The sequence below is a fragment of the Pseudomonas sp. M30-35 genome (assembly GCF_002163625.1).
Classification (GTDB): Bacteria; Pseudomonadota; Gammaproteobacteria; order Pseudomonadales; family Pseudomonadaceae; genus Aquipseudomonas.
In genome coordinates this window covers 3,619,311-3,644,115 of sequence record NZ_CP020892.1, presented here as the reverse complement: position 1 = coordinate 3,644,115, position 24,805 = coordinate 3,619,311, and the positions used below count along the sequence as shown (strand labels likewise).

Genomic DNA, 24,805 nt, shown 5'->3' with positions numbered 1-24,805 from the left:
AGCAGTAGTCGAGATACAAGGGCGGACAACGCTTTTTTTGTCCGCCATTGCTGCCGGTCGATCAGCCGCGGTAGTAACGCTGCTCTACGAAAGGTGTTTTGGCAACTTTCATCGCCACGCGCTTGCCACGTACGATTGCCCAGACATCACTGCCAACCGGCACATGGCTGGCTTGAACGTAGCCCATGGCAACCGGCGCACCCAGCGTTGGGCCGAAACCGCCACTGGTGACTGTGCCGATGTTGTTACCGTCGGCATCGACAATCTCAGCGCCTTCGCGAACAGGTACCCGTTCCTGTGGCAGCAGGCCTACGCGCTTGCTGGCTACCCCAGTTTGCTGTTGGGCGAAGATCTGTTCAGCGCCGGGGAAGCCGCCAGCACGCGCGCCGTCAGCGCGGCGTGGTTTGGACATGGCCCAAAGCAGGCTGGCTTCGATTGGCGTGCTGCTGGTGCTCATGTCATGGCCGTACAGGCACAGGCCTGCTTCGAGGCGCAGTGAGTCGCGGGCACCAAGACCAATCGCTTCGACTTCAGGCTCAGCCAGCAGGCTGCGCGCCAGAGTTTCAGCGTGCTCATTGGGCACTGAGATTTCGTAGCCATCTTCGCCGGTATAACCCGAACGGCTGACGAAGCAATCAACACCCAGCAGGCGCACCTGAGCGAATTGCATAAAGGTCATCTTCGCCACTTCAGGAGCGAGACGGCTGAGGACGTCAACTGCTTTCGGGCCTTGCAGGGCAAGCAGCGCACGCGAATCAAACAGGCTTTCAATCTCGCACTGCTCACCAATGTGCTTACGCAAGTGTGCCAGATCCTGATCTTTACAGGCCGCATTGACCACCAAGAACAGGGTGTCATCACCGAGGTTGGCAACCATCAGGTCATCAAGGATGCCGCCGTTTTCATCGGTAAACATGGCGTAGCGCTGCATGCCAACCGGCAGGTCGATAATGTCTACCGGTACCAAGGTTTCCAGGGCTTTCGCTGAATTGGCGCCGCGTAGCACCAGTTGGCCCATGTGCGACACATCAAACAAGCCAGCTTGATCACGGGTCTGCAAGTGCTCTTTCATGACGCCAAGCGGGTACTGCACAGGCATGTCATAGCCGGCGAACGGCACCATTCGTGCGCCTAGCTCAAGGTGTAACGCGTGCAATGGGGTTTTTGCGAGGGTTTCGGTAGTCATGCATGTCTCCTTGGTGTTCTGTCCGCTGCGAGCCTGTACTGCACGCAGCGCGCTATCAGCATTCGATAATGTTCACGGCTAGGCCGCCGCGAGAGGTTTCTTTGTACTTACTTTTCATGTCGGCGCCGGTTTGGCGCATGGTCCGAATCACTTTGTCCAGCGAGATAAAGTGCTGACCGTCGCCGCGCAAGGCCATGCGCACAGCATTGATGGCTTTAACTGAGCCCATGGCATTGCGTTCAATACAGGGCACTTGGACCAGTCCACCGACGGGGTCGCAGGTCAGGCCGAGGTTGTGCTCCATGCCGATTTCAGCGGCGTTCTCAACTTGCTGAACGCTACCGCCAAGCACTTCACACAGGGCGCCCGCTGCCATGGAGCAGGCCACACCCACTTCGCCCTGACAGCCGACTTCGGCGCCGGAGATCGAGGCGTTTTCTTTATAGAGGATACCGATAGCCGCTGCAGTGAGCAGAAAACGCACGACGCCATCGTCGTTGGCACCGCTGATAAAGCGTGTGTAGTAATGCATGACGGCCGGGATGATACCTGCCGCGCCGTTAGTTGGCGCAGTGACCACTCGGCCGCCGCTGGCGTTTTCTTCATTGACTGCCAGGGCATACAGATTGACCCAGTCGAGTACGCTCAGCGCATCACGCATGTTCGCTTCGGGGTTTTTGCATAGCTGACGATAAAGGGCCGCCGCGCGACGTTTAACCTTGAGGCCACCCGGCATGATGCCTTCGTTGTTGCAGCCGGCCGTGACGCAATCTTGCATCACCTGCCAGATGTTCAGCAGGCGCTCACGGGTTTCCGCTTCGGGGCGCCAGGCTGCTTCATTGGCGAGCATCACCTGACTAATCGACAAGTTGTGCTCGACACAATGGGCCAGCAGTTGTTTGCCGGTGGTGAACGGGTAGGGAAGCTTGGTTTGGTCTTCAACGATGCGGTCCGCACCTGCTGCTTCATCATCCACCACAAAGCCGCCGCCCACTGAATAATACTCGCGGCTGCGTACTTGCAGGCCGGCTTGATCAAAGGCGCGGAAGATCATGCCGTTGGGATGAAACGCCAAGGGCTTGCGGATCATCGCCAAGTGTTCTTTCTCGACAAAGCGAATGGTTTTTTCGCCGAGTAAATTAAGTTCTCCAGCTGCTCGAATCGCTTTCAGGCGTGCATCAATGGTGCTGGTATCGACGTTGTCGGGTTGTTCGCCAAGCAAGCCGAGTAACACGGCTTTGTCGCTGCCGTGGCCTTTGCCGGTTGCGCCCAGCGAGCCATAAAGTTCGACCTTGACCTGCTCGGTAGTCGCCAGCAGGTCGTCGCGGCGTAAACCTTCGACAAAGCGAGCAGCCGCTCGCATCGGTCCAACCGTGTGAGAGCTGGAAGGGCCGATACCAATTTTGAACAAGTCAAAAACACTGAGTGACATATAACCTCGGTTATCCGCGGTCTGCGCTTGTGGCTGCAAACCGCATCAATAATTGCGTGTGAGGCGCTCGCCGGATAAGCGATTTATGCGCCTTACTTATTCAGCGTAGACTGGGAAGGTCTTGCAGAACTCACCAACCTGTCCACGTACACGTTCGATTATGGCTGGGTTCTCCAGTTCATCGAGAATGTCGCAAATCCAGCCCGCCAGCTCACGGCACTCGCCTTCTTTGAAGCCGCGGGTGGTCACTGCCGGAGTGCCAATGCGAATACCCGAGGTGACGAAAGGCGACTGCGGATCATTCGGCACAGCGTTTTTGTTGACGGTGATATGCGCAGCACCCAGCGCTGCATCAGCGGCTTTGCCGGTCAGGCCTTGCTTGATCAGGCTGAGCAGGAACAGGTGGTTGTCAGTACCGTCAGAAACCACTTCAAAGCCGCGACCGATAAACACTTCAGCCATGGCTTGGGCGTTTTTGATCACTTGCTGTTGATAGGTTTTGAAGCTCGGCTCCATGGCTTCTTTGAAGCACACCGCTTTACCGGCGATGACATGCATCAACGGGCCACCTTGGCTGCCAGGAAAGACTGCCGAGTTGAGCTTCTTCTCGATCGCCTCGTTGGCCTTGGCCAGAATCAGACCGCCACGTGGGCCACGTAGGGTTTTGTGCGTAGTGGTGGTGACAACGTCTGCGTATGGCAGCGGATTCGGGTACAGGCCTGCAGCAACCAAGCCCGCTACGTGGGCCATGTCGACAAACAGGTAAGCACCGACTTTGTCAGCGATTTCACGGAAGCGGGGGAAGTCGAGGGTGCGCGAGTATGCGGAGAAACCGGCAACGATCATCTTTGGCTTGTGCTCAAGTGCCAGACGTTCAACTTCGGCGTAATCAATCAGGCCTTGTTCGTCGATGCCGTACTGGACTGCGTTGTAGAGCTTGCCCGACGAGCTCACTTTCGCGCCGTGAGTCAGGTGGCCGCCGTGTGCCAGACTCATGCCGAGAATGGTGTCACCTGCTTCCAGCAGCGCTAGATACACCGCTGAGTTTGCTGATGAGCCAGAGTGGGGCTGGACGTTGGCGTAATCGGCGCCGAACAATTGCTTGGCGCGTTCAATGGCGAGGCTTTCAACCACATCAACGTGTTCGCAGCCACCATAGTAACGCTTGCCTGGATAGCCTTCTGCGTACTTGTTGGTCAGGCCGCTGCCCTGCGCTTCCATCACCGCTGGGCTGGTGTAGTTTTCCGAAGCGATCAGTTCGATGTGATCTTCCTGGCGGCGATCTTCTGCGTTCAGTGCACGTGCCAATGCTGGATCGTATTCGTTCAGAGTCAGGCTTTTGTAGAACATTGCAGCTGTCCTTAAAGTCGGGCGCGAGCGTTTATCGCTCGCGCCATGTTGAGTTAGCGCTGCAGCGATTCGACGCTGCGCTTAACGATGTCAGGGTTGAAGTGCTCGCGGGTCAGCTTGACCACAATCGGGCTCAACAGCAGTAGCGATAGCAAGTTCGGCAGGGCCATCAAGCCGTTCAGGGTATCGGCCAGCAACCAAGTAAAGTCGAGTTGGGCGATAGCGCCAATCGGTACGACCAGCACCCAGATAATGCGGAACGGCATGATCGCTTTAGTGCCGACCATAAACTCCCAGCAACGCTCGCCAAAATAGCTCCAGCCAAGAATAGTGGTGAAGGCGAACACCACCAGCGCAATACTCAGGAATGCGCCGCCGAAACCAGGCATTGCTGATTCAAAGGCTGATGCTGAAAGAGCTGCGCCACTTACGCCGCTGGTCCAAACACCAGAGGCGATGATGGCCAAGCCAGTCATGGTGCAGATCACCAAGGTGTCAATGAACGTGCCGAGCATACCGATCATGCCTGAGCGCACTGGACTATTGGTGGTGCCCGCTGCTTGAGCGATACCGGCGGTACCGAGGCCTGCTTCGTTGGAGAAAATACCGCGCGCCACACCAAAACGAATCGCCGCAATCACTGCCGCACCGGCAAAGCCGCCGGTGGCTGCTATCGGGCTGAACGCGTGGGTGAAAATCAGAGTGAAAGCGTTAGGGATTTGGTCAGCAAACACCACTAGCACTGCGATAGAGGCGACGATGTAAGCGATGCACATAAACGGAACGAGGGCTGCTGCAACTACGCCGATACGCTTGATACCGCCAAGGATAACCAAGCCTACCGCGACCATGCTGACAACACCGGTTACCCACAGCGGAATGTCGAAGGTGGTTTCAAGGGCGTGGGCCATGCTGTTGACCTGAACCATGTTGCCGATGCCAAAGCCTGCCAGACCGCCAAAGATGGCGAATGCAGTGCCGAGCCACACCCACTTCTTGCCCAGACCATTTTTGATGGCGTACATCGGTCCGCCGACATGCTCGCCGCGTTCATCTTTCTCACGGTAATGCACCGCGAGAACCACTTCGCAGTATTTAGTCGCCATGCCAACCAGTGCGGTGCACCACATCCAAAATAGTGCGCCGGGGCCACCCAGGAAAATAGCGGTCGCCACACCGGCGATGTTGCCGGTACCCACGGTTGCTGCCAAACAAGTCATCAGCGCCTGAAATGGGCTGATTTCGCCGCTGGCTTCGTCGTCTTTCTTGCGGCCTTGCCACATCAAGCTGAAGCCTGCGCCAATCTTTCTGAGTGGCATGAGTTTCAGACGCAGCATCAGGAACAGGCCAGTACCGAGAATCGCCACCAGCATCGGTGGGCCCCAGACGAGTCCGTTTATTGTGTTGACGAGGGAGTTGATAAATTCCATGGAACGCACCTTCTTGTTGTTGTTAGCGTCAGGGGTAGCCTGCGCTCGATAGGGGCTGCTTGCAGTGGTATTGCAGTCGGAATGGGCTGGTTACTACTCAGCGGGTCTTGTTGCATGGCTGATTGCGAGTGGGCAATCAATTGTCGGTTGCCGTCATGGATATTCGCGGCAATCCACCCGGTACGTTCCTCGCGCGCCGGTTTTCAATAAGTGAAACCTTTAACGGTTTCGTAATAAACGCCCGCGACTCGCACGGGCGTTTATCGGGTGTAGCATCAAGCGTCTTGGTACGCTTCGATAGACGGGCAGGCGCAGATCAGGTTGCGATCGCCAAACACGTTGTCGACACGACCCACTGGCGGCCAGTACTTACCGTCGATAAGCGAGGCAACCGGGTAAACCGCCTGCTCACGGCTGTAGCTGTGCGTCCATTCACCGACCAGTTCAAGTGCGGTGTGCGGTGCGTTTTTCAGTGGATTGTTGTCTTTGTCGAGATCACCGCATTCGACTGCACGAATTTCGTTACGGATGGCGATCATCGCGTCGCAGAAACGATCCAGCTCTTGTTTCGATTCACTTTCAGTCGGCTCGATCATCAAGGTGCCAGCAACCGGGAACGACATGGTTGGCGCGTGGAAGCCGAAGTCGATCAGGCGCTTGGCCACGTCATCAACGCTGATACCGCTGGCGTCTTTGATTGGACGAATATCGAGGATGCATTCGTGCGCAACCAGGCCGTTGGTGCCGCTGTAGAGCACTGGGTAGTGTTCTTCAAGGCGTCGCGCGATGTAGTTGGCGTTGAGAATTGCCAGCTGTGAAGCGCGCTTGAGGCCTTCGCCGCCCATCATGCTGATGTACATCCAGGTGATTGGCAGAATGCTCGCGCTACCAAATGGTGCTGCGCTGACCGCACCTTCTTTGCGCGCCATATTGGCGTGGCCCGGCAGGAACGGAATCAGATGCTCCTTGACGCCGATTGGGCCAACACCCGGGCCACCACCGCCGTGCGGGATGCAGAAGGTTTTGTGCAGATTGAGGTGCGATACGTCGCCGCCGAACTTGCCGGGGGCGCAAAGGCCGACCATGGCGTTCATGTTGGCGCCGTCGATGTACACCTGACCGCCGTTGTCGTGAATGATCTGGGCGATCTCGCGGATGCCTTCTTCAAACACACCGTGGGTCGACGGGTAGGTGATCATCAATGCAGCCAGACGATCTTTGTGCTCGATAGCCTTGGCGCGCAGGTCTTCGATGTCGACGTTGCCACGGGCATCGCAGGCGGTAACCACAACGCGCATGCCAACCATGCTGGCGGTTGCCGGGTTAGTCCCGTGAGCCGATTGCGGGATCAGGCAGATATCGCGCTGATCGTCGCCACGGCTGATGTGGTACGCACGAATCGCCAGCAGACCCGCGTATTCACCTTGTGAACCGGCGTTTGGCTGCAGCGAAACACCGTCATACCCGGTAGCGGCGCAGAGCATCGCTTCCAGTTCATCGGTCAGTTGCTGGTAGCCTTGGCTTTGCTCGGTGGGGGCAAAGGGGTGCAGATTGCCGAACTCAGCCCAGGTGACCGGGATCATTTCGCTGGCAGCGTTGAGCTTCATGGTGCAAGAGCCCAGCGGGATCATGCTGCGGTCCAGTGCCAGGTCCTTGTCAGCCAGCTTGCGCAGGTAACGCATCAGCTCAGTTTCGGAGTGATAACGGTTGAAGACCGGATGGCTAAGGATGGCAGACTGACGCAGCATCGTCTGTGGCAAACGAGTGGCAACCGCTTTAGCCAGGTCAGTGAAGCTTGGCAGGCTGTGACCCGCCTCGGCGAATACTTCCCAGAGGCTTTCAAGCGCCGCTTGGTCAGTGGTCTCGTCGAATGAAACGCCAACCCGCTGAGCATCAACCACACGCAGGTTGATCGACAACTCACCTGCACGCTTGTGCAGTGCGGCTGTGCGCTCGCCCGATGCGATGGTCAGGGTATCGAAGAAGTGTTCTTGTTCAACTGCATAGCCCAGCTTAGCCAGACCTTGAGCAAAGATTGCGCTCATCTGATGCACGCGCTTGGCGATGCGGGTCAGGCCTTGAGGACCATGATAAACCGCGTACATGCTGGCGATGTTGGCCAACAGAACCTGAGCTGTACAGATATTGCTGGTGGCTTTTTCGCGGCGGATATGTTGCTCGCGAGTTTGCATGGCCAAGCGCAGGGCTGGCTTGCCGAAGCGGTCAACCGAGACACCGACCAGACGGCCAGGCATGTCGCGCTTGAAGGCGTCGCGCGTGGCGAAGTAGGCGGCGTGTGGGCCACCGAAACCTAGCGGTACACCGAAACGCTGTGCGCTACCCAAAGCAACGTCAGCGCCGAATTCGCCCGGCGGGGTCAGCAAGGTCAGGGCTAACAGATCAGCGGCAACCGCAACCAGCGCATTGGCTGCGTGGAAACGCTCAACCAAGGCGCGGTAATCAAAGATGTCACCGTTGCTGGCTGGGTACTGCAGCAGGGCGCCGAAATAGGCGCTGGCGTCAGTGATTTCGGCTTCATCACCGACCACAACTTCAATATCCAGAGGCTCGGCACGGGTACGCAGTACATCAAGGGTCTGCGGGTGGCAATGCTTGGAGGCGAAGAAGCTGTTGCTGGCTTTATTCTTCGACAAACGCTTACAGAAGGTCATTGCTTCGGCGGCAGCGGTCGCTTCGTCGAGCAATGAAGCGTTAGCGATCGGCAGACCAGACAGGTCGCTGACCAGGGTCTGGAAGTTGAGCAGCGCTTCCAGACGGCCTTGCGAAATTTCAGGCTGATAAGGGGTGTAGGCGGTGTACCAGGCTGGATTTTCCAGCAGGTTACGCAGAATTGGCGACGGCGTATGGGTGCCGTAATAGCCTTGACCAATAAAGGTCTTGAACTGTTGGTTGTTGGCGGCAATGGTTTTGATTTTAGCCAGTGCAGCGGCTTCGCTCAGGCCTGGAGTCTGGCCCAGTACACTGGTGCCTTTGATGCTCTCAGGGATAACGCTGGCGCTTAGTGCGTCAAGCGAGTCAAAGCCAAGCTGCTGGAGCATGGCGTCGATATCAGCGTCACGCGGGCCGATATGGCGCGCGATAAATTCATTTTCGGTCGTCAGGTCAGTCATCAGCTAGCCTCAGGCGTCAGCGTTAGCATTTAGCAGGCGGTCGTAAGCAGCCTGGTCGAGCAGATCATTGATAGCATTTGGGTTTGCAGGGCGGAAACGGAAGAACCAGCCTTGGCCCAGCGGGTCTTCGTTAACCAGTTCAGGGCTGGCTTCGAGGTCGCTATTGATTTCAACCACTTCGCCGTCGAGCGGCATGGTGATGTTGCTGGCGGCTTTCACCGATTCCAGCACGGCGACTTCGGCTTCAGCGCTGTAGCTTTGCGCTTCCGGCAATTGCACGAATACCACGTCACCCAGTGCTTCTTGGGCAAAGGCGGTGATGCCAACGGTTACCAGGCCATCTTCTTCCTGACGCAGCCATTCGTGTTCGACGGTAAAACGCAATTCGCTCATGTGAACTCCTCAAGTGACAGTCTCGTCTGTTTCTATTGCAGACGATGATCCAGGTGCTCGCGATAAGCGAGCGTCTTATAGTAACTGACTGCAAGGTGAGTGCCACAGAGACTATAGTCAATAAAATCAATAGGTTAAGTAAAATTTGTGGCATTTTGATAGTTTGTTTTGTATTGAAATCAATACGAGTTTTTTCAACCGGTTAACAACAACCTGAGCAAGCCCCCTAATACCGTAAGGTATTACCGGTGTATTGCTTTAAATACGGTGTATTGATTCGAATACGCTTGTTGTGCCAAGTGCTCATGACAGCCAATAAATATTGCACTAAAGCTCTAGATCGACCGTTTAGGGTGCTTGTTTAAGGTCTGGGCCAAGCGCGAGTGCATGGTGATGCATTATTCAGTCATTCAATAATGCACCATTGTGCATGCCGATTGACGTCCTGAAACGTCGCATTGGCGGGGAGATTCACTCTTTCGGTTGACAGTCAAAATACCTCTTTCGGGCGCTTATCGCTTGGGGGCGCTCTGGGTAGCTTGGCGGCAACACTCAATACATCGCTTTCAGGAGCGTCGCATGACAACAAAAACAAGACATGCATTCTTTCAGCCTTGTGCGCTGGCTGCCGCGGTCGCACTCGGATGTACAGCCGAAGCCCACGCGGTGAACTTCAATATTGGTCCTATCGAAGCGCAGTTCGATTCATCGCTGTCTGTGGGGGCGAGTTGGGCTACGCGTGATGGCGATAAAGATTTTATCTCGACAGTCAGTGGCGGGACTGCCTCGTCGCGTACTTCGGACGACGGCCGACTTAACTTCAAAAAGGGTGAAACCTTCTCGAAAATTTTCAAAGGTATTCACGACCTTGAGTTGAAGTACGGTGACACCGGTGTGTTTATTCGCGGCAAGTATTGGTACGACTTCGAAACCAAGGATGAAAGCCGACAGTTCTATGACATCGATGACCACAACCGCAAAGAAGCCGCGCAGTCATCGGGTGCAGAAATTCTCGATGCATTTATCTACCACAACTACGCGATTGGCGATTTGCCGGGCAGCGTGCGTGCGGGTAAGCAGGTCGTCAGTTGGGGTGAAAGCACCTTTATTCAGAACTCTATCAACTCGATCAACCCAATTGACGCGGCTGCTTTCCGCCGTCCAGGGGCTGAAATCAAAGAAGGCCTGATTCCGGTCAACATGCTCTATGTTTCGCAAAGTCTGACAGATAGCGTGAGCATGGAAGCCTTCTACCAACTGGAATGGGACCAGACGGTAGCGGATAACTGCGGCACATTCTTCTCAACCTCCGACGTCGTCGCTGATGGCTGTGAGGATCGTCTGGTGGTTGCTGGGCCAGACTTGCCACCGGGCGAGTCAACCAACTCCTTTGTCGATAACGCGTACATTCCACGTGCCGGTGACCGCGATGCGCGAGACAGCGGCCAGTATGGTCTAGCCCTGCGCTGGTATGCCGCGGCGCTGAACGACACTGAGTTCGGTTTGTACACCATGAACTATCACAGCCGTGGTCCAGTGTTCAGCACGATTCGCACCACTTCACCTAGTGCTGCGTTTATTCCGGGCGCACCGGATGCTCGTTACTTTATTGAGTATCCGGAAGACATCCGCTTGTACGGTTTGAGCTTTGCAACCAACATTAGCGGCACTGCGGTGTCGGGTGAGTTGAGCTACCGGCCGAATATGCCGCTGCAAATCAACTCGACCGATATGTCCTTTGCTGCACTGGGCTTGCCGTTCTCGCCAATCTTTGTTTCGGGTGAATCAGAAAACACCTCGGCAGCTGATCTACATGGCTACGAGCGCCGTGAGGTGACTCAAGCGCAGATTACTGCTGTGCAGTTCATTGACCGGGTGCTGGGCGCTAGCCGCCTGACCATACTCGGCGAGGTAGGCTATAACTACGTCAGTGGGATTAGCGACGACGTCGGTGAGGTGCGCTTTGGCCGCGATCCAATCTTTGGTGCCGGCGAGTTTACCGCACCCGGTGTTTGTGAGGCGTTCAACGCCGCTAACCCTGATGAATGTAATGACGATGGTTTTTACACTTCAAGCTCATGGGGTTATCGCATGCGCGCCAGTGCCGACTACAACAACGTGTTTGCCGGTATCAACCTGACTCCAAGCGTGGCTTGGTCACATGACGTGAGCGGTTATGGCCCTAACTTCACCGAAGGCAGTAAAGCCATCAGCCTTGGCTTGAATGCCGAATACCAGAACACCTACAACGCCAGCCTCAGTTACACCGACTTCTTTGGCGGTGATTACAGCGTGATTACGGACCGTGATTTCGTTGCCCTGAGCTTCGGTGTGAACTTCTGATCAACGATAACTAAAGGATCCGTAATCGATGAAAAACACAAGAATCCTATCGACGGGCGCGTTGTTGCTGTCATTGTTGGCTAGCAGTGTAATGGCTGCCGTGTCTGAGCAAGAAGCGGCCCAGCTAGGCACAACGTTGACACCATTGGGCGCTGAAATGGCTGGAAATGCTGAAGGCACTATTCCCGCATGGGATGGTGGCTTGCCGAAAACGGCTGGTACGGTCGATGCGGCGGGTTTTGCCAGTGACCCCTTCGCAAATGAGAAACCATTGTTCGTGATTACCGCGAGCAACGTTGATCAGTACAAGGACAAGTTATCTGCGGGTCAGATAGCGATGTTCAAGCGTTATCCAGAAACCTACAGAATGCCGGTATATACCACTCACCGCACAGCGGGTGCCCCGCCTGAAATATACGCGGCGGCAAAGAAGAGTGCGCTCAATACCGTGGGAGTAGATGGTGGTAACGGCCTGCAAAATTTCAGTGACAGTCGTTACTACGCGTTCCCTATCCCGAAGACCGGGGTTGAGGTGATCTGGAACCATATCACCCGTTATCGTGGTGGTAACGTGCGTCGTCATATCGCTCAGGTAACGCCGCAGGTGAATGGTTCTTACAGCCTGGTCAAGTTTGAGGATGAGGTGGCATTCCCAACCGAGTTGGAGGGGGCTGATCCAGCCAAAACCAACAACATCCTGTTGTACTTCAAGCAGCGGGTAACCGCGCCTTCGCGCCTGGCCGGTAACGTGTTGTTGGTTCACGAGACCATCGACCAGGTTAAAGAGCCGCGTCTGGCGTGGATCTACAACGCCGGTCAACGCCGTGTTCGTCGCGCACCTCAAGTGGCGTACGACGGTCCAGGCACTGCCTCTGATGGCATGCGTACTGCGGATAACTTCGACTTGTTCTCAGGTGCTCCAGATCGTTATGACTGGAAACTGATCGGCAAGAAGGAAATGTATATTCCATACAACGCTTACAAGCTTGACTCGCCGAAACTGAAATATGACGAGATCATCAAGGCAGGCCATATCAACCAAGACCTCGCCCGCTATGAACTGCACCGGGTATGGGAAGTTGAAGCGACGTTGAAGTCGGGCGAGCGTCACATCTATGCCAAGCGTCACTACTTCATAGATGAAGACAGCTGGGAAATCGTTCTCGCCGATCACTATGACGGGCGTGGCCAGCTATGGCGCGTCGGTGAAGGCCATGCTCAGTATTACTACCCGCGGCAGATGTCGGGTTATACCGTGGAAACGCTGTACGACATCATTGCAGGTCGCTACATCGCTCTGGGCATGAAGAACGAAGAAAGCATCGCCTACGAGTTCGGCTTCAAAGCTAGCGTCGCCGACTACACGCCAGCAGCGCTGCGCGCATCCGGGGTGCGTTGATCCGAGCTTAAAGCAGACTGACACTCCATATTTAGAGCGGCCTTCTGGCCGCTTTTTTTATTGCTCGGCATCAGTCAGGTTTATGGAGCTTCATCCTGAGCGGGATAGGCGTTAGCGTCCTATGCTATCTGCTCCACAACAATAATTATGAGTGGCTATGAGCGCTTACGCATTTTCCGCTGGCGTGGCACTTCCCGTCTGCGCCAAAACCGCATTGCCCAGAGTGCCGCCTGGACACGTTATTCGTTCGCAGCTACAGCAACGGCTGTTGGCTGAAAACTGTCGTCTGCGCCTTTTAGTTGCGCCTGCAGGTTTCGGTAAGTCGGTGTTGCTGGCTGACTGCATGCGTGTATGTCCGCCTGACCGCACAGTGGTTTGGCTGAATTGCGCCGGTGCGCAATGGACCAGCAGTGATCTATGCCAGCAACTGTCCAGCGCACTGGGTTATGCAAATCAATTCTCAGATGATCAGCTATTGCGGGCTATCGGCGCAGAGACGCGCAAACTGTGGATCATCCTTAATGATTACGCGCGAGAGCCCAACGAGTTGCTGGACAGCTACCTCGATCGCCTGATCGGGAGTGCCGCTGACTCTGTGAGTTGGTGGGTGGGCAGTCGTCGGCGACCGCAATGTAATCTTCCGCGGTTATTGCTTGAGGGCGAACTGTTTGAACTGGGCAGCAACGAACTGGCCTTCAGTTACGACGAGCTGTGTGAGTGGCTGAATAGTGTCGATGCAGTTCACTTACCGCACGCAGAGCAATTATTTGAGCTTTGTGCCGGTTGGCCTGCGGCCATGCGGTTATTGCATCTGGCCGCGAGTAATTCGCGCTCTGAATGCCCCCATGAGTTCAACGGTTCAAACGGCGTATTGCTCGATTATATCGAGCATGAGGTACTGGCGGGACTTGGGCCGGAGTTGTGCGAAGCGCTGCTGCAACTGGCACATTTACCACGCTTCAACGCCGAGTTGTGTGAGCATGTCATGGGCGTGGGTGAAGGGGCTAATTGGCTGCAAGCGCTGCGTGCACGCGGACTGTTTATCCAGCCGATAGATGATCAGAATGATTGGTTTCAATTGTTTGCGCCGCTGGCTGCGCAGTTGCGGCATTGTTCCGCTCATCTGCCCATAACGGCTACTCATTTGCATGCCAGCCAATGGTTTGCTGCCAATGGTGATATTCCGTCAGCAGTTGAGCACGCGCTAAAGGCAGGCCAGCCTGAAGTTGCGGCGAGTTTTCTCGAGCGTTTTACTGAGGAGAACCTGCTCCAGGGTAAAGACATTGGGCTGATATTGCGCTGGCGTGCAGATTTGCCCGAAGACCTGTTGATGAGCACGCCACGGCTGGTGGTTTTGAATGCCTGGATATTGTTGCTGGCGGGACGGTTGGACGAAGCAAGCTATTGCGCCGCGGCACTGGCACGATTTCAGCCGCGCCCAGAACCTACACGGACGTGCGAGCTTTTCGCCCAGTGGCAGGCTTTAAAAGGTGTTGAAGCCTGCTTACGAGTGCGCAGTGAACAGGCAATCGAGCATCTGCAGCAGGCACTTCAATACCTGCCTGAAAGCGCATGGGCGCAAGCGCTCATTTGTCGCTCGGTACTGACTCAGATAGCTATTGGTGAAGGCCATCTCGATGAGGCGCAGCGGCTGAGCTACGAGGCGCTCAAGGTTGCTCGCAGTCATGGCAGCGCAGTGTTTGAGGCGCTACTTGAGCTTGATCACGCGTTATTGCTTGAAGTGCGCGGCGAGTTTGTACGTGCGCAGGCGCTGTTAGGGCGGGTGCGTGATCAATATCAGCATCAAGCAGTGCGCAAGACACCCGTCTGGGGGCGTATCCACTTGCGACTCGGGCGTTTGGCGATGCGTCAGGGCCAGCTTGAGCAGGCGCGGTGCATGTTGCGCACTGCCTTGAGCGAAGCGCTCGACTACGGTGACCCCGGCGCTTTCTACAGTTATCTGGCAATGGCTGAGCTGGCTGCATCTGAGAATGACATCCCCGGCGCCTTTGCGTTGCTTGCAGAAGCTGAGCGCTTGATGCAACGCCACCGTGTCGCGGATACCCTGTACCGAGGGGTATTGTTGTTGGCTAGCAGTCAGATGTGGATATGGCAGGGCCACCATGAACGTGCGCGTGAGGCGCTGAGTCGAGTGCTTGAGTATCACCAGCGCGAGCAAGCGATGTTACCGCCGCAATATTATCCGGAACTTATTGTTCGGCTGCGCTATTCATTACTGAACATTGATCTTGGTCAGGGCGTAGATGTGCGTGAGCCCTTGCAGCACATGCTTAATGAGGTACTTGAGCAGGGGCGCTTAGTCGTAGCTTGCGAGCTTTGGTCATTACTGGCTCGTGCCTGTGAAAGGGTCAGTGACGATGCCGGAGCGGCCCATGCCCGTACGCAATTGCATGAGTTGGCAACGCGGTTGAACTACCAATGCTTGTGGTCGCAGCGTAGCGTGGATCCAACCGTTGCAGAGATTACCGGCAACACCGCGGACACCTTATTAAGTTGTCGCGAGCTGGCGGTACTGGGGCTGATTGCACAGGGTTGTTCCAATCAGGAAGTGGCTGACCAACTGTTTATCTCGCTGCACACGGTTAAAACCCATGCTCGGCGTATTAACGGCAAACTCGGAGTGGCACGACGCACTCAAGCGGTTGCCAGTGCCAAAGCCCAAGGCTTGCTCTAGCAAGGTGTCAATGTAACGGTTGAGCATGACCGAGTTTGCGCAGGCGCTCGCTAAGCGCCAGTTGCTCAGTGTCACTGTCGCTGAGCATCAAGGCACGTTCGACATCAAAACGCTCGGCCTGCGGGCAATCCAACTGTCGGTAGATATCAGCGCGAGCCAGGTGGTCGGCCGCTCTGGGCGGACAAAGCTGGAGTACCCGTTCGGCATCCTTGAGCGCCGCCAAGTAATCACCATCCTGTACATGTAAGTGGCGCAGGTTCCGCGACATCCGCTGGATGATGCTGTACGGGTCGCAGGCTGCGAGATCGTTCGCGTGCAACTCCCTGTTGCCGAAGTAGCGTACCAGCATGGCGCGACAATCCTGAGTGTACAAACGTCGACCACTGCAAGGGTCGAGCATGTGATCGGCGCCCGATACGCGAACTAAAAAATGACCCGGGAAATTCACGCCTTGCAGCGGGATACTCAGGCGCTGGGCGAGTTCCAGCGCGATTACCGCCAGCGATAGAGGTTGGCCACGGCGTCGGCGCATGACTAAATGCAGCAACGCTGCCTGAGGGCGAAGCGGGGCGCTGTCATCCTCGTGAAAATCAAGATTATTCAAACAGCGCAGCAGTGGCATTGCCAATTCCGCCACTGGCAGTTCAGGCAGGCGCGTTCTGACCTGATGTAGCAGTTCATTAAACTCGGCGAGAACATGAGCGGGCTGCAGGATAGAGTCGTGCTCAGCCGCAAGCCATAGCGCTGCCTCGAGCAATGCAGGCGGGTTTTGTGCAAGACAGGCAAAGCAGCGTTGGCGCGGGGTCATGGGTATACCTCTTAGAGCTATTTGTAACTGTCTTGTTTCGGCACGTCTAGTTCTGTGGCGTTAAATGCCTTGGTCTTTTGTTTGGTTTATTCATCTGTTTGGCTGTAATGCTCTGCAGACTGCTTATGCAAACAGAGCAGGCCGTTGCGCTGGCTTATGCTGAGGCTGTCAGTTGCAGTATTGGTTGATAGCTATACTTGCATCAGTTCGTATTAGGGGTTGTGACCGTTTTGCCGCAAAGCAGCTCTTGATAAGACGGGAGCAAACCCTGGGGAGCCATAACATGTTTGACATCATGGACGCCGCCGGGCTTGAGACGTTGCATGTCGCACAGGATCCGCAGACAGGTCTCAAAGCAATTATTGCAATACATAACACCCAGCTTGGCCCCGCTTTGGGTGGCTGCCGGTTTTTACCTTATGCAAATACCCAGTTGGCATTGCATGATGCGGTGCGCCTTGCCCAAGGCATGAGTTACAAAGCGGCACTGGCCGGCTTAAAGCAAGGCGGTGGTAAAGCCGTGATTATGCGGCCTGCCCATGTAAATGACCGCGCCGCGTTATTTGAGGCATTTGGGCGTTTTATCGAGACCCTCAACGGTCGCTACATCACCGCGATGGACAGTGGCACCTCCAGCCTGGATATGGATTGCATCGCTCAGGCCACCCAGCATGTCACCAGTACCACTCACGCGGGTGATCCATCGCCACATACCGCACTGGGAGTGTTTGCTGGGATTCGAGCCACTGCTTACGCGCGTCTCGGGTCTGATGATTTGGAAGGCCTGCGTGTCGCCATTCAGGGGTTGGGTAATGTTGGCTTCGCACTCGCTGAGCAGCTGCACGCTGCCGGGGCAGAGTTATTAGTCAGCGATCTGGACTTGGGTAAAGTTGAGCTAGCGGTCGAACAGCTGTCCGCGCACCCAGTGGCTAATAGCGAAATTCTCAGCGTGCCCTGTGACATTCTGGCGCCTTGTGGCGTGGGCAGCGTGTTTGATGCACAGGCAGTGGCAAGGCTTCGCTGCTCTGCGGTTGCTGGCGCGGCTAACAACCAACTAGCCAGCCCCGAGATATCGGATGCGCTGCAAGCCCGCGGCATCCTCTATGCCCCCGATTACGTGATTAATGCGGGTGGTTTGATTTACGTCGCGCTTAATCACCAAGGTGAAAGTTTGTCTTCGATTACCGCCCATTTAGCAAAAATAGCGACGCGGTTGACTGAGATATTTGCCCATGCGCAAGCGGATAAACGACCTCCAGCTCGGGTAGCTGACGCGTTGGCAGAGCGCTTGTTATATCCCTGACAGGCCAAAGGTTGCAGGCTGTGCGAGTGGCGGCAGTCTTTTATTGTGATTCACCAGCGAGTTATTAATTAAATAAAAATGGCCCGTTTAATCGGGCCATTTTTATTTGCTGGGCAGGCTCAGTAACCGAGCCATCTGGGGAGGGTCAGGCTGATTGCCGGGACGCAGGCGATGATAAAGGTCGCGGTGGTCAGTACCGCAACGAATGGCAAGGCACGCCTGGATATGTCCTCAATCGCCGTGCCGGATATCCCTGAGGCGATAAACAGGTTTTCGCCCATTGGTGGTGTCATGAAACCAATGCTTAAGCAGCAGATCAGCACGATACCGAAGTGCACCGGGTCAATGCCCAGGGTGTAGGTGATCGGCAAGATCACCGGGGTCAAAATCATGATCGCGGCGAGGGTTTCCATGAACATGCCGACAAACAGCAGGAATCCGATAATCAATATCCAGATCAGGTAGATGTTATCCGTCAGGCTCAGCATCGAGTCAGCCACCACCGCTGGAATTTGATTTTCCACCAGCAACCGACCGAACACGGTGGCCGTGAACAGAATGACTAGCACCCGGCCAGTGATCCATGTGGTTGTCTCAAGCGATTTGAAAATCTCTTTAAAGTGCAGCTCCTTGTGGATAAACAGGCCGACGAACAATGTATAGAAAATCGCCACGATAGCTGATTCTGTTGGGGTGAACAGCCCCGTATAAATACCGCCAAGAATCACAAATGGCGCGAGCATCGACCAGAACCCTTCACGCATTGCCTTGCGTATTTTGCTCGATGACCAACCCTCGCCACTGCCGGTATAACCCAGCTTTTTGCAACGGAAGTAGTTCATGATCAACAGGCCGCCCGCCAGCATAAAGCCAGGAACGACACCTGCGATGAACAGTTTTGGAATTGACACAGTGCCGAACGCACCATATTTCTCAATAGCTTCAGGCGGCGGTAGCATGCCCATTGCTGAAATTCCGAAAATCACCATCGGAATTGACGGTGGAATGATGATACCCAGGCCTCCGGATGAGGCCGTCACCGCAGACGCATAACCCTTGGCATAGCCACGTTTGACCATCGCCGGAATCATCAGCATGCCGACGGCCGCTGTGGTTGCCGGGCCGGAGCCTGAGATGGCGCCGAAAAACAGACACGCCAGTACGGCGGCGGCCGAGATACCACCTGTGATGGGTCCAGCAAAACTCTCGGCCAGTGCGACCAGGCGCCTGGATATCCCCGCGGCCTCCATGAGCGCGCCAGCCAGAATAAATGCGGGCAGTGCCATCAATGGAAATGAACCCACCGAGGTGAACGCAATCTGGACGAACTTGATCGGGTTTTCACCCAGGTAGAGAAATGATGCCAAGGCAGAAACTGCCAGTGAGATGCTGATGGGGGTTCCGATCAGTAACAACAGAATGAATGAGCCAAAGAGGATATAAACAATCGTAGTGTCAACCATGGGCCCGCTCCGGGTGGGTTGCTTCGCGGGTAGTTGGGTTTGGCTCAGACGTCTGGGCCTGGGAGTCGTGGATTATCTTGTCCAGCTCTTCCGTCTCCGGATCACGAATATCGATACCTTTGACGAGCTTGTAGTAGTTGACCTGAAGAATGCGCAGGGTCATCAGGCTGAAGGCGATCGGCAAAATCAAGTAGAGATACTTCATCGGCACGCCTAAGGTTTGTGATTTCCAGAAGACGTTTGCCTTCATGAAGAACATCACGCTGAGGTAGACGAAGTAGCAGTTGAAGCACACCCATATCAGGTCCGAGAGCGCTTCAAGTGCAACGGCAGCCTTGCGCGGCATCAGCTTGAACTGAAACGTTACGCGGTTATGGGCGGCTAGCTTTGCAGCGTAACTGGCACCAAAGAAGGCGAACCAGACAAACATGTAGGTCACCAGCTCTTCTGTCCAAGAGAGCGAATGATTGAACAGGTTACGGCTGAGAATCTGGGCAAACAGGATAATTACAAACAGCGCCAAGAGTACCCGGCATATGTAATTCTCAAGGTTGTCGATGATTTTGAAGAAGCGGCTGGCAGATTTCATTAGCGCCTTCCTGAACGCGTGATCCCAGGAGTTGAGGCCATACGTTCTACAGCGTGAGCGGTTAGCCATCGGTATGTCTGAGACTCACCGATGGCGATGTCAACGGAGACAACTTAAGTTGTCGGCAAGCCAACAAGCAGCTGGCTTAGATGGCGTCGCGGCCCAATGCTTTGAGCACCACATTGACCTGATCTTTACCGCCGAGTTGGTCGTAATACTTCGGCCATACTTTCGACACTGCAAGGTCAATCCACTCTTTCTCATCATTGGCCGGGTCGGTAATTTCCATGCCTTTTGCGACCAGCTCTTGTTTGATCCGATCTTCCTGCTCGACCAGCCACTTGGCACTGTGCAGCGTCGCCGCTTTACCCGCATCAAGGATGATTTGCTGCATTTCCGGGGTTTGTTCCTGAAACATCGACTCACTGACAATCAGCGGCTCGATAGAGAACAGATAGCGCAGGTTGGTGACGTATTTCTGCACCTCATAAAACTTCATGGCGTTGACGGTCAAATACGGGTTGTCCTGGCCATCTACCACTTTCAGCTGCAAGCCAGTAAAGGTTTCTGACCAGGCCATTGGCGTCGGGTTAATGCCCCAGGCGCGGTAGGTGTCGATCATGATTTCGTTCTTCGGTACGCGAATCTGCAGGCCTGCCAGATCTTCTATGGTTTTGACCGGTTTTTTCGAGTTGGTCAGTACCCGGAAGCCTGAGTATGCCCAGCCGATAATGCGCACACCGGCATCGCGCACGGTGTTGTCGATCAGGGTTTTGCCGATATCGCTCTGGGTCAGGGCTACAGCATCATCGAGGCTTTGGATCATGTAGGGCATCGTCAGGATGCCAACCGAGGGCGAGAATGGCGTGACGTTGTTGATCGCCAGAATTGAGAAGTCCAGCGTGCCCATTGCAGCGTTGCTGACGGTGTCTTCTTCACTGCCTAGCTGGCCATTGAGAAATAGTTTGGCGTCATCCTTGCCATCGGTTCTGGCTTTCAGTTCTTGCGCAAACTTCAGGCCCAGCTCGTGCTGGGTGCCTCCAGCGCCATCGCCTACTGCAACACGGAAGGTTTTGGCCTGAGTCAGACTGCTGCCCAAGGTTGTTGCCAGCAGGCACAGGGCGAGGGCGAGCGGTCGGGTGAATGCTTTGTTGGTGGTCATAACTGCGTACTCCGTTCTAGTTTTTTTGATTACGAAAGTGCAGGTCGAGCAGCCTTCACAAATGCTGCGTGAGCCAAGCTCGAGCAAAGCTTAACGGGCGACCACGGTGCAAAGCGTGCTGCAAGTGCGGCGGATTGTTGCCCGTCAATTACATTTGACCGGATCAATAATCCGCCTGTGTCGAGAGGCTGTTTAGGGCCACATTTGAGGCCTGTCTAGGGCCAGTTTTTTATGCCCAAATGAGGGGCGAAAAAGCGCTTTAAATCAGGTGTTTGCACCAAAAGATAGCGGTTGCTTGAGGCCTGTTTTAGCGCGGCGTAGGGAGCCAGATTACCGCTAAATCTGCACGCTCAGTTGGACCTGTGCAACAGATGTAAAATCTCATCGAAAACCCGGTTGTCAAAGCTATTCGATAGGTCTAGTTCGAGGCTGTTGCGGTAGTAGTTACTCAGGTCCAGGCCGACACCCAAGGCATACAATTCAACCGCGGATTGCTGTTCAATCTGTCGGGCCACTTGTTTTAAGTGCTGGTCGAGAATGTCGCTGCAGTTGGCTTGATGGGTGGCGCCGTCCATTGGGCAGCCATCGCTGATGATGATCAGGATGCGCCGCGTGGCCTGGCGTTTCAGCAGTCTGTGCTGAGCCCAGAGCAGGGCTTCGCCGTCGACACTTTCACGGAATAGATCTGACTTTAGCAGCGCGGCGATACTTGGCCGCGCTTTACGCCAAGGGGTATCGGCATCTTTGTAAATGCGATGCTCCAGCTCATTCAAGCGCCCTGGGTTCGCTGGTTGCCCCGCTGCGCGCCAACGCTTGAGTGGACGACCACCATTCCATTGTCCGGTGGTAAAACCGAGTATTTCACTCTGTGCACCTGCCAGTTCCAGAGCACGGCTCAAGGTATCTGCCAGCAAGGCGATGGCGTCTATGTGGTTACGCATGGAGCCCGAGTTATCAATCAGCAGGCTGACCACGCAATCACTTTGCGGACGCTGGCGCTCGTTGCGGAAAATCTCATGTTGCTCGGGGCTAATAATCAGACGGCTGAGCCTGCCTGCATCGATTTGACCGTCTTCTTGAGCAAAGGCCCAGCCGTCACGCTGAGGTTGCGCGAGCAATGCGCTGAGGCGCTTGGCCAGGCGCGGCAGGTTGAGGCCTTGGGCCGCCATGCGTTGATCCATACGCTGGCGTAGTTGTTTAAGTAGATCGGCGCGAACCAGGCTGACAGCGGCTACTTCGCGGTCATAAGCGCGGCTAAACACCTGATAGCTGAATGTGTCCTGGCTATCGCGTGAATTGCCCTGTGCGGTAGCGCTAGCGCTGTCTACACCTTCTTCATCGGCGTCACTGTCGAGCAGTAAAGCAAAGGCCAGATGGGCCTTCTCAGCAACTTCCGATACTTTACGCTCATCGTTATTGAGCAGTTGTGAGTCAAGTTGCTCAAGCAACTCAACAACCTTGTTGGCAATGAACAGCGCGTGCTCGCTGTACGTCGATTGATCATGACGGCAGCGGCGTAATAGACCGAAGTGTGCGCCAAAATGTCCGAGCAGGCTCAGTCTCGGGGCTTCGATCAGCATCTCCGTCTGCTCGTTGGCCCGCCCGCCACATAACAGCAACCAACTCATCTGCGAGAGGGTGTAGAGCATAAGGCCAACATGGCCTTCGGTCTGACCTGAGTCGATAAATTGCTGGCTCCATTGGCTGAAGCGCAGCATCAGGTTACGCCGCACACCCGGATAACGGTCACTGACCAGCGACTCAACACGCAACTGTTCAAGCAACTCAAAAACCAAGCGGGCAATCGGCTGAGCGGGCAGGTGCGCTTGCAGCAGTACTCGGTCGCTGTGCTTGAGGCGCAGAGCCAGGCTGTCGGCGACGCCACGATATGCCGAAAAGTCATCCTGCTCCGGGTCGGGATGCAGGTGCGGTGCACGAACCGGAATATGCTGGCCGTTCACCTCAAGTCGAGCTCCGCGATAACGCAGACGGCGTTCTCCCGAGAGCGCTCGCATAGTCGCCGCGCATAACTCTTCGAGTTGTTGCTGATGCTTCTCACGCCGAGGTGGCTGCTTCATTTCAGCGCTCAAGCCAGTGCTAAATGCGGCAGGGCGGATTCTTTAAGCTCATGATCGAAACAGCGTTGGTAATACTCGGCAACGACACCGCGTTCAGCTTCATCGCACTTGTTGAGGAATGACAAGCGGAACGCCAGCGCTGGGTCACCAAATATTTCCGTATTTTCAGCCCACGAAATTACGCAGCGCGGTGACATCAGTGTTGAAAGATCGCCACAGGCAAAGCCTTCACGGGTCAAGCCGGCGACGGCAACCATTGACGCAAGCAGGCTTGAGTCATAAAGCCCCAGTAGTTGTGGAACCCGGGCAGCAACAATTGCTTGCTCCTCTTCGGAGGGCAAGTAGTTGAGGCTGGCGACAATATTCCAGCGATCGAGCTGCGCCTGATTGAGCACTTGTGCGCCGTTGTAAAGACCATTGAGGTTGCCCAGGCCAACGGTGTTGGATGTGGCAAACAGGCGGAATTGCGGATGTGGCGTGATCAGTCGATTTTGATCGAGCAGGTTGAGTTTGCCGTCGCGTTCAAGGATTCGCTGAATAACGAACATCACATCAGGGCGTCCGGCATCGTATTCGTCGAAAATCAGCGCCGCAGGACGGCGCAGTGTCCACGGTAATATGCCTTCCTGAAATTCGGTGACCTGTTTGCCCTCACGCAGCACGATTGCGTCTTTGCCGATCAGGTCGAGCCGGCTGATGTGACCGTCCAGATTAACCCGTACGCAGGGCCAGTTGAGTCGTGCGGCGATCTGCTCAATGTGGGTTGATTTCCCTGTGCCGTGCAAACCCTGGAGCATGACGCGCCGGTTGCGGGTGAACCCGGCGAGCACCGCCTGGGTTACTTCTGGGTTAAAGCGGTAAGCGCTGTCGATCTCGGGTACTTGATCATCCTGCTTGAGTAACACCGGTACGCGCATGTTGCTGTCGATTCCAAACAGTTCACGGGCTGGCACCAGGCGGCTGGCAGATTCAAGAGTCAGGTCAGTCATGCGTGGTGCCTCGATAACAGGAGAATGACCTGATTCTAGGGGCGCAGAAGTTACAGCGAAGGGGCCAGTTCGCGCTGGGTTATGCGGCCAACGTTTGACCAACAAAATTGCCAGATAAGGTGCAGGCCAATGATGATGCGGGCGTTGCTAACTATTACCTGGAGCCAATACTGGCTATGAACTGGCTCTATTGTCCGAGGCTGAACCCGCTAAGGATGGGGCCAAGCGGGTGCAATGGCATTGACCCGGCGACTTTCTAAAGAGGTTTATCCGATGTCTACAGATACCCTGACGCTGCCAATTAACAGCCAACTGCTCGACCTGTTCAAGCGCTATGAGGCGCATACGCAGGTGACTCCAGAGCAGTACATCGAGGCGCTACTCAGCAAAACGCAGCCGACATTGCAGGCGGTGGTTGAGGCTTTGGATGAGTCGGGTGGAGACTCAGATGCGTTGGCTCAGCTGTTCGCCAGCAAAATGGCGCAGATGACTAAAGCTGCGCCAGTTCAGGCTTGAAGTAGCTTCAGGCCAAGTATTCGATTTTCTGGCGAATCTCAGCGAGCTTGCCTTCCATAACATTCTCCAGGTGTTGCAAGTCTTGCAGCACTTCTTCTTTCGGCGACAGCTGCGGCACTTCGACGGCCGTCAGCTGTTTGAGTTCTACCAATGCGCTGCGCAACACCGGGCTGCTTGCAGCTAATTCGGCGAAGGCTTGACTGTGTCGACTCTGGCCAGGAATAGCCCGGCGTGGATGGGCGAAGGTGAACTTCTGGCTGTGCGAGCGCAGGGAGTTGGCTGGGCGATGGAAGTAGATCTTCAATACATCACGGTCGCGTTCGTGACGCAAACTAAAACGCTTAATCGTTCCAGCAGCGTCAATGCCCATCTCTTTCAGGGTCGGATAGTCGTTCATGGCAGTTGCTCTCAAGTTGTCAGTAAGGTTCGGCTCCATATAAAGCGCACAGCAAACAATCCAACTGGCTTATTCAGCAGTTGAACGGTTTTGGCGCATTGTTATTGTTTTCAGCGATTCCCGGGCATCCGGCTTGGCGCA

Annotated in this window: 18 protein-coding genes; 5 read left to right on the top strand and 13 right to left on the bottom strand. The window is 55.3% G+C overall.

The features are described from left to right. Positions 1-61: 61 nt before the first annotated feature. The 6 genes from gcvT to gcvH form a co-directional block, all read right to left on the bottom strand. On the bottom strand, positions 62-1,186 hold the full coding sequence (gene gcvT / locus B9K09_RS16785) for a glycine cleavage system aminomethyltransferase GcvT (RefSeq protein WP_087517893.1): 1,125 nt from the start codon (positions 1,184-1,186) through the stop codon (positions 62-64). 55 nt (positions 1,187-1,241) lie between these two features. Further along, on the bottom strand, positions 1,242-2,618 hold the full coding sequence (locus B9K09_RS16780) for an L-serine ammonia-lyase (RefSeq protein WP_087519140.1): 1,377 nt from the start codon (positions 2,616-2,618) through the stop codon (positions 1,242-1,244). A 96-nt stretch (positions 2,619-2,714) separates the two neighbouring features. After that, entirely contained in the window at positions 2,715-3,968 is a 1,254-nt protein-coding gene (gene glyA, locus B9K09_RS16775; RefSeq protein WP_087517892.1) for a serine hydroxymethyltransferase, read from the bottom strand. 53 nt (positions 3,969-4,021) lie between these two features. Then, a complete protein-coding gene (locus B9K09_RS16770; protein WP_087517891.1) occupies positions 4,022-5,398 on the bottom strand; it encodes a sodium:alanine symporter family protein in 1,377 nt (458 codons plus the stop codon). A gap of 275 nt (positions 5,399-5,673) precedes the next feature. Continuing rightward, on the bottom strand, positions 5,674-8,529 hold the full coding sequence (gene gcvP, locus B9K09_RS16765; protein ID WP_087517890.1) for an aminomethyl-transferring glycine dehydrogenase: 2,856 nt from the start codon (positions 8,527-8,529) through the stop codon (positions 5,674-5,676). Between the two features lie 9 nt (positions 8,530-8,538). Continuing rightward, positions 8,539-8,922 carry a glycine cleavage system protein GcvH gene (gene gcvH / locus B9K09_RS16760; protein ID WP_087517889.1) on the bottom strand — a complete coding sequence of 128 codons (384 nt, stop codon included), beginning with the start codon at positions 8,920-8,922 and terminating at the stop codon, positions 8,539-8,541. A 579-nt stretch (positions 8,923-9,501) separates the two neighbouring features. Between gcvH and B9K09_RS16755 the strand changes: the two genes are divergently transcribed. The 3 genes from B9K09_RS16755 (at position 9,502) to B9K09_RS16745 (ending at position 15,359) form a co-directional block, all read left to right on the top strand. Beyond that, a complete protein-coding gene (locus B9K09_RS16755) occupies positions 9,502-11,265 on the top strand; it encodes a DUF1302 domain-containing protein (protein WP_087517888.1) in 1,764 nt (587 codons plus the stop codon). A 28-nt stretch (positions 11,266-11,293) separates the two neighbouring features. After that, positions 11,294-12,664, top strand: coding sequence for a DUF1329 domain-containing protein (locus B9K09_RS16750; RefSeq protein ID WP_087517887.1), 1,371 nt, complete (start codon positions 11,294-11,296; stop codon positions 12,662-12,664). A 157-nt stretch (positions 12,665-12,821) separates the two neighbouring features. Beyond that, entirely contained in the window at positions 12,822-15,359 is a 2,538-nt protein-coding gene (locus B9K09_RS16745; protein ID WP_087517886.1) for a LuxR C-terminal-related transcriptional regulator, read from the top strand. Between the two features lie 7 nt (positions 15,360-15,366). On the opposite strand, the gene B9K09_RS16740 is transcribed toward B9K09_RS16745, so the two are convergent. Continuing rightward, positions 15,367-16,167, bottom strand: coding sequence for a SirB1 family protein (locus B9K09_RS16740; protein ID WP_087517885.1), 801 nt, complete (start codon positions 16,165-16,167; stop codon positions 15,367-15,369). Positions 16,168-16,450: 283 nt separating this feature from the next. Here B9K09_RS16740 and B9K09_RS16735 point away from each other — a divergent pair, with 283 nt between their 5' ends. Further along, positions 16,451-17,470, top strand: a complete 1,020-nt coding sequence (locus B9K09_RS16735; RefSeq protein ID WP_087517884.1) for a Glu/Leu/Phe/Val dehydrogenase dimerization domain-containing protein — start codon at positions 16,451-16,453, stop codon at positions 17,468-17,470. A gap of 119 nt (positions 17,471-17,589) precedes the next feature. Here B9K09_RS16735 and B9K09_RS16730 read toward each other — a convergent pair whose 3' ends face one another. From B9K09_RS16730 to B9K09_RS16710, 5 genes are all read right to left on the bottom strand, one after another. Continuing rightward, complete coding sequence (locus tag B9K09_RS16730) at positions 17,590-18,933, bottom strand: TRAP transporter large permease (protein WP_087517883.1); 1,344 nt, start codon at positions 18,931-18,933, stop codon at positions 17,590-17,592. Further along, positions 18,926-19,522 (bottom strand): TRAP transporter small permease, encoded by a 597-nt coding sequence (locus B9K09_RS16725; protein ID WP_087517882.1) that lies wholly within the window; start codon positions 19,520-19,522, stop codon positions 18,926-18,928. Before B9K09_RS16725 ends, B9K09_RS16730 begins: the two co-directional genes overlap by 8 nt. A gap of 145 nt (positions 19,523-19,667) precedes the next feature. Next, positions 19,668-20,684, bottom strand: a complete 1,017-nt coding sequence (locus B9K09_RS16720) for a TRAP transporter substrate-binding protein (protein ID WP_087517881.1) — start codon at positions 20,682-20,684, stop codon at positions 19,668-19,670. 350 nt (positions 20,685-21,034) lie between these two features. Beyond that, positions 21,035-22,762 carry a cobalamin biosynthesis protein CobT gene (locus B9K09_RS16715; RefSeq protein ID WP_087517880.1) on the bottom strand — a complete coding sequence of 576 codons (1,728 nt, stop codon included), beginning with the start codon at positions 22,760-22,762 and terminating at the stop codon, positions 21,035-21,037. Between the two features lie 8 nt (positions 22,763-22,770). Further along, positions 22,771-23,751, bottom strand: a complete 981-nt coding sequence (locus tag B9K09_RS16710) for a MoxR family ATPase (RefSeq protein WP_087517879.1) — start codon at positions 23,749-23,751, stop codon at positions 22,771-22,773. A 273-nt stretch (positions 23,752-24,024) separates the two neighbouring features. On the opposite strand from B9K09_RS16710, the gene B9K09_RS16705 reads away from it, so the two are divergent. Further along, positions 24,025-24,267: a hypothetical protein gene (locus B9K09_RS16705; RefSeq protein WP_087517878.1), complete on the top strand. Its 243-nt coding sequence runs from the start codon at positions 24,025-24,027 to the stop codon at positions 24,265-24,267. Between the two features lie 7 nt (positions 24,268-24,274). On the opposite strand, the gene B9K09_RS16700 is transcribed toward B9K09_RS16705, so the two are convergent. Then, positions 24,275-24,664: a DUF3461 family protein gene (locus B9K09_RS16700; RefSeq protein WP_157699368.1), complete on the bottom strand. Its 390-nt coding sequence runs from the start codon at positions 24,662-24,664 to the stop codon at positions 24,275-24,277. Positions 24,665-24,805: the final 141 nt, after the last annotated feature.

Coding starts and splice junctions, on each gene's coding strand:
- gcvT (WP_087517893.1), bottom strand. CDS start 1,186: ATGACTACCGAAACCCTCGCAAAAACCCCATTGCACGCGTTACACCTT.
- B9K09_RS16780 (WP_087519140.1), bottom strand. CDS start 2,618: ATGTCACTCAGTGTTTTTGACTTGTTCAAAATTGGTATCGGCCCTTCC.
- glyA (WP_087517892.1), bottom strand. CDS start 3,968: ATGTTCTACAAAAGCCTGACTCTGAACGAATACGATCCAGCATTGGCA.
- B9K09_RS16770 (WP_087517891.1), bottom strand. CDS start 5,398: ATGGAATTTATCAACTCCCTCGTCAACACAATAAACGGACTCGTCTGG.
- gcvP (WP_087517890.1), bottom strand. CDS start 8,529: ATGACTGACCTGACGACCGAAAATGAATTTATCGCGCGCCATATCGGC.
- gcvH (WP_087517889.1), bottom strand. CDS start 8,922: ATGAGCGAATTGCGTTTTACCGTCGAACACGAATGGCTGCGTCAGGAA.
- B9K09_RS16755 (WP_087517888.1), top strand. CDS start 9,502: ATGACAACAAAAACAAGACATGCATTCTTTCAGCCTTGTGCGCTGGCT.
- B9K09_RS16750 (WP_087517887.1), top strand. CDS start 11,294: ATGAAAAACACAAGAATCCTATCGACGGGCGCGTTGTTGCTGTCATTG.
- B9K09_RS16745 (WP_087517886.1), top strand. CDS start 12,822: ATGAGCGCTTACGCATTTTCCGCTGGCGTGGCACTTCCCGTCTGCGCC.
- B9K09_RS16740 (WP_087517885.1), bottom strand. CDS start 16,167: ATGACCCCGCGCCAACGCTGCTTTGCCTGTCTTGCACAAAACCCGCCT.
- B9K09_RS16735 (WP_087517884.1), top strand. CDS start 16,451: ATGTTTGACATCATGGACGCCGCCGGGCTTGAGACGTTGCATGTCGCA.
- B9K09_RS16730 (WP_087517883.1), bottom strand. CDS start 18,933: ATGGTTGACACTACGATTGTTTATATCCTCTTTGGCTCATTCATTCTG.
- B9K09_RS16725 (WP_087517882.1), bottom strand. CDS start 19,522: ATGAAATCTGCCAGCCGCTTCTTCAAAATCATCGACAACCTTGAGAAT.
- B9K09_RS16720 (WP_087517881.1), bottom strand. CDS start 20,684: ATGACCACCAACAAAGCATTCACCCGACCGCTCGCCCTCGCCCTGTGC.
- B9K09_RS16715 (WP_087517880.1), bottom strand. CDS start 22,762: ATGAAGCAGCCACCTCGGCGTGAGAAGCATCAGCAACAACTCGAAGAG.
- B9K09_RS16710 (WP_087517879.1), bottom strand. CDS start 23,751: ATGACTGACCTGACTCTTGAATCTGCCAGCCGCCTGGTGCCAGCCCGT.
- B9K09_RS16705 (WP_087517878.1), top strand. CDS start 24,025: ATGTCTACAGATACCCTGACGCTGCCAATTAACAGCCAACTGCTCGAC.
- B9K09_RS16700 (WP_157699368.1), bottom strand. CDS start 24,664: ATGAACGACTATCCGACCCTGAAAGAGATGGGCATTGACGCTGCTGGA.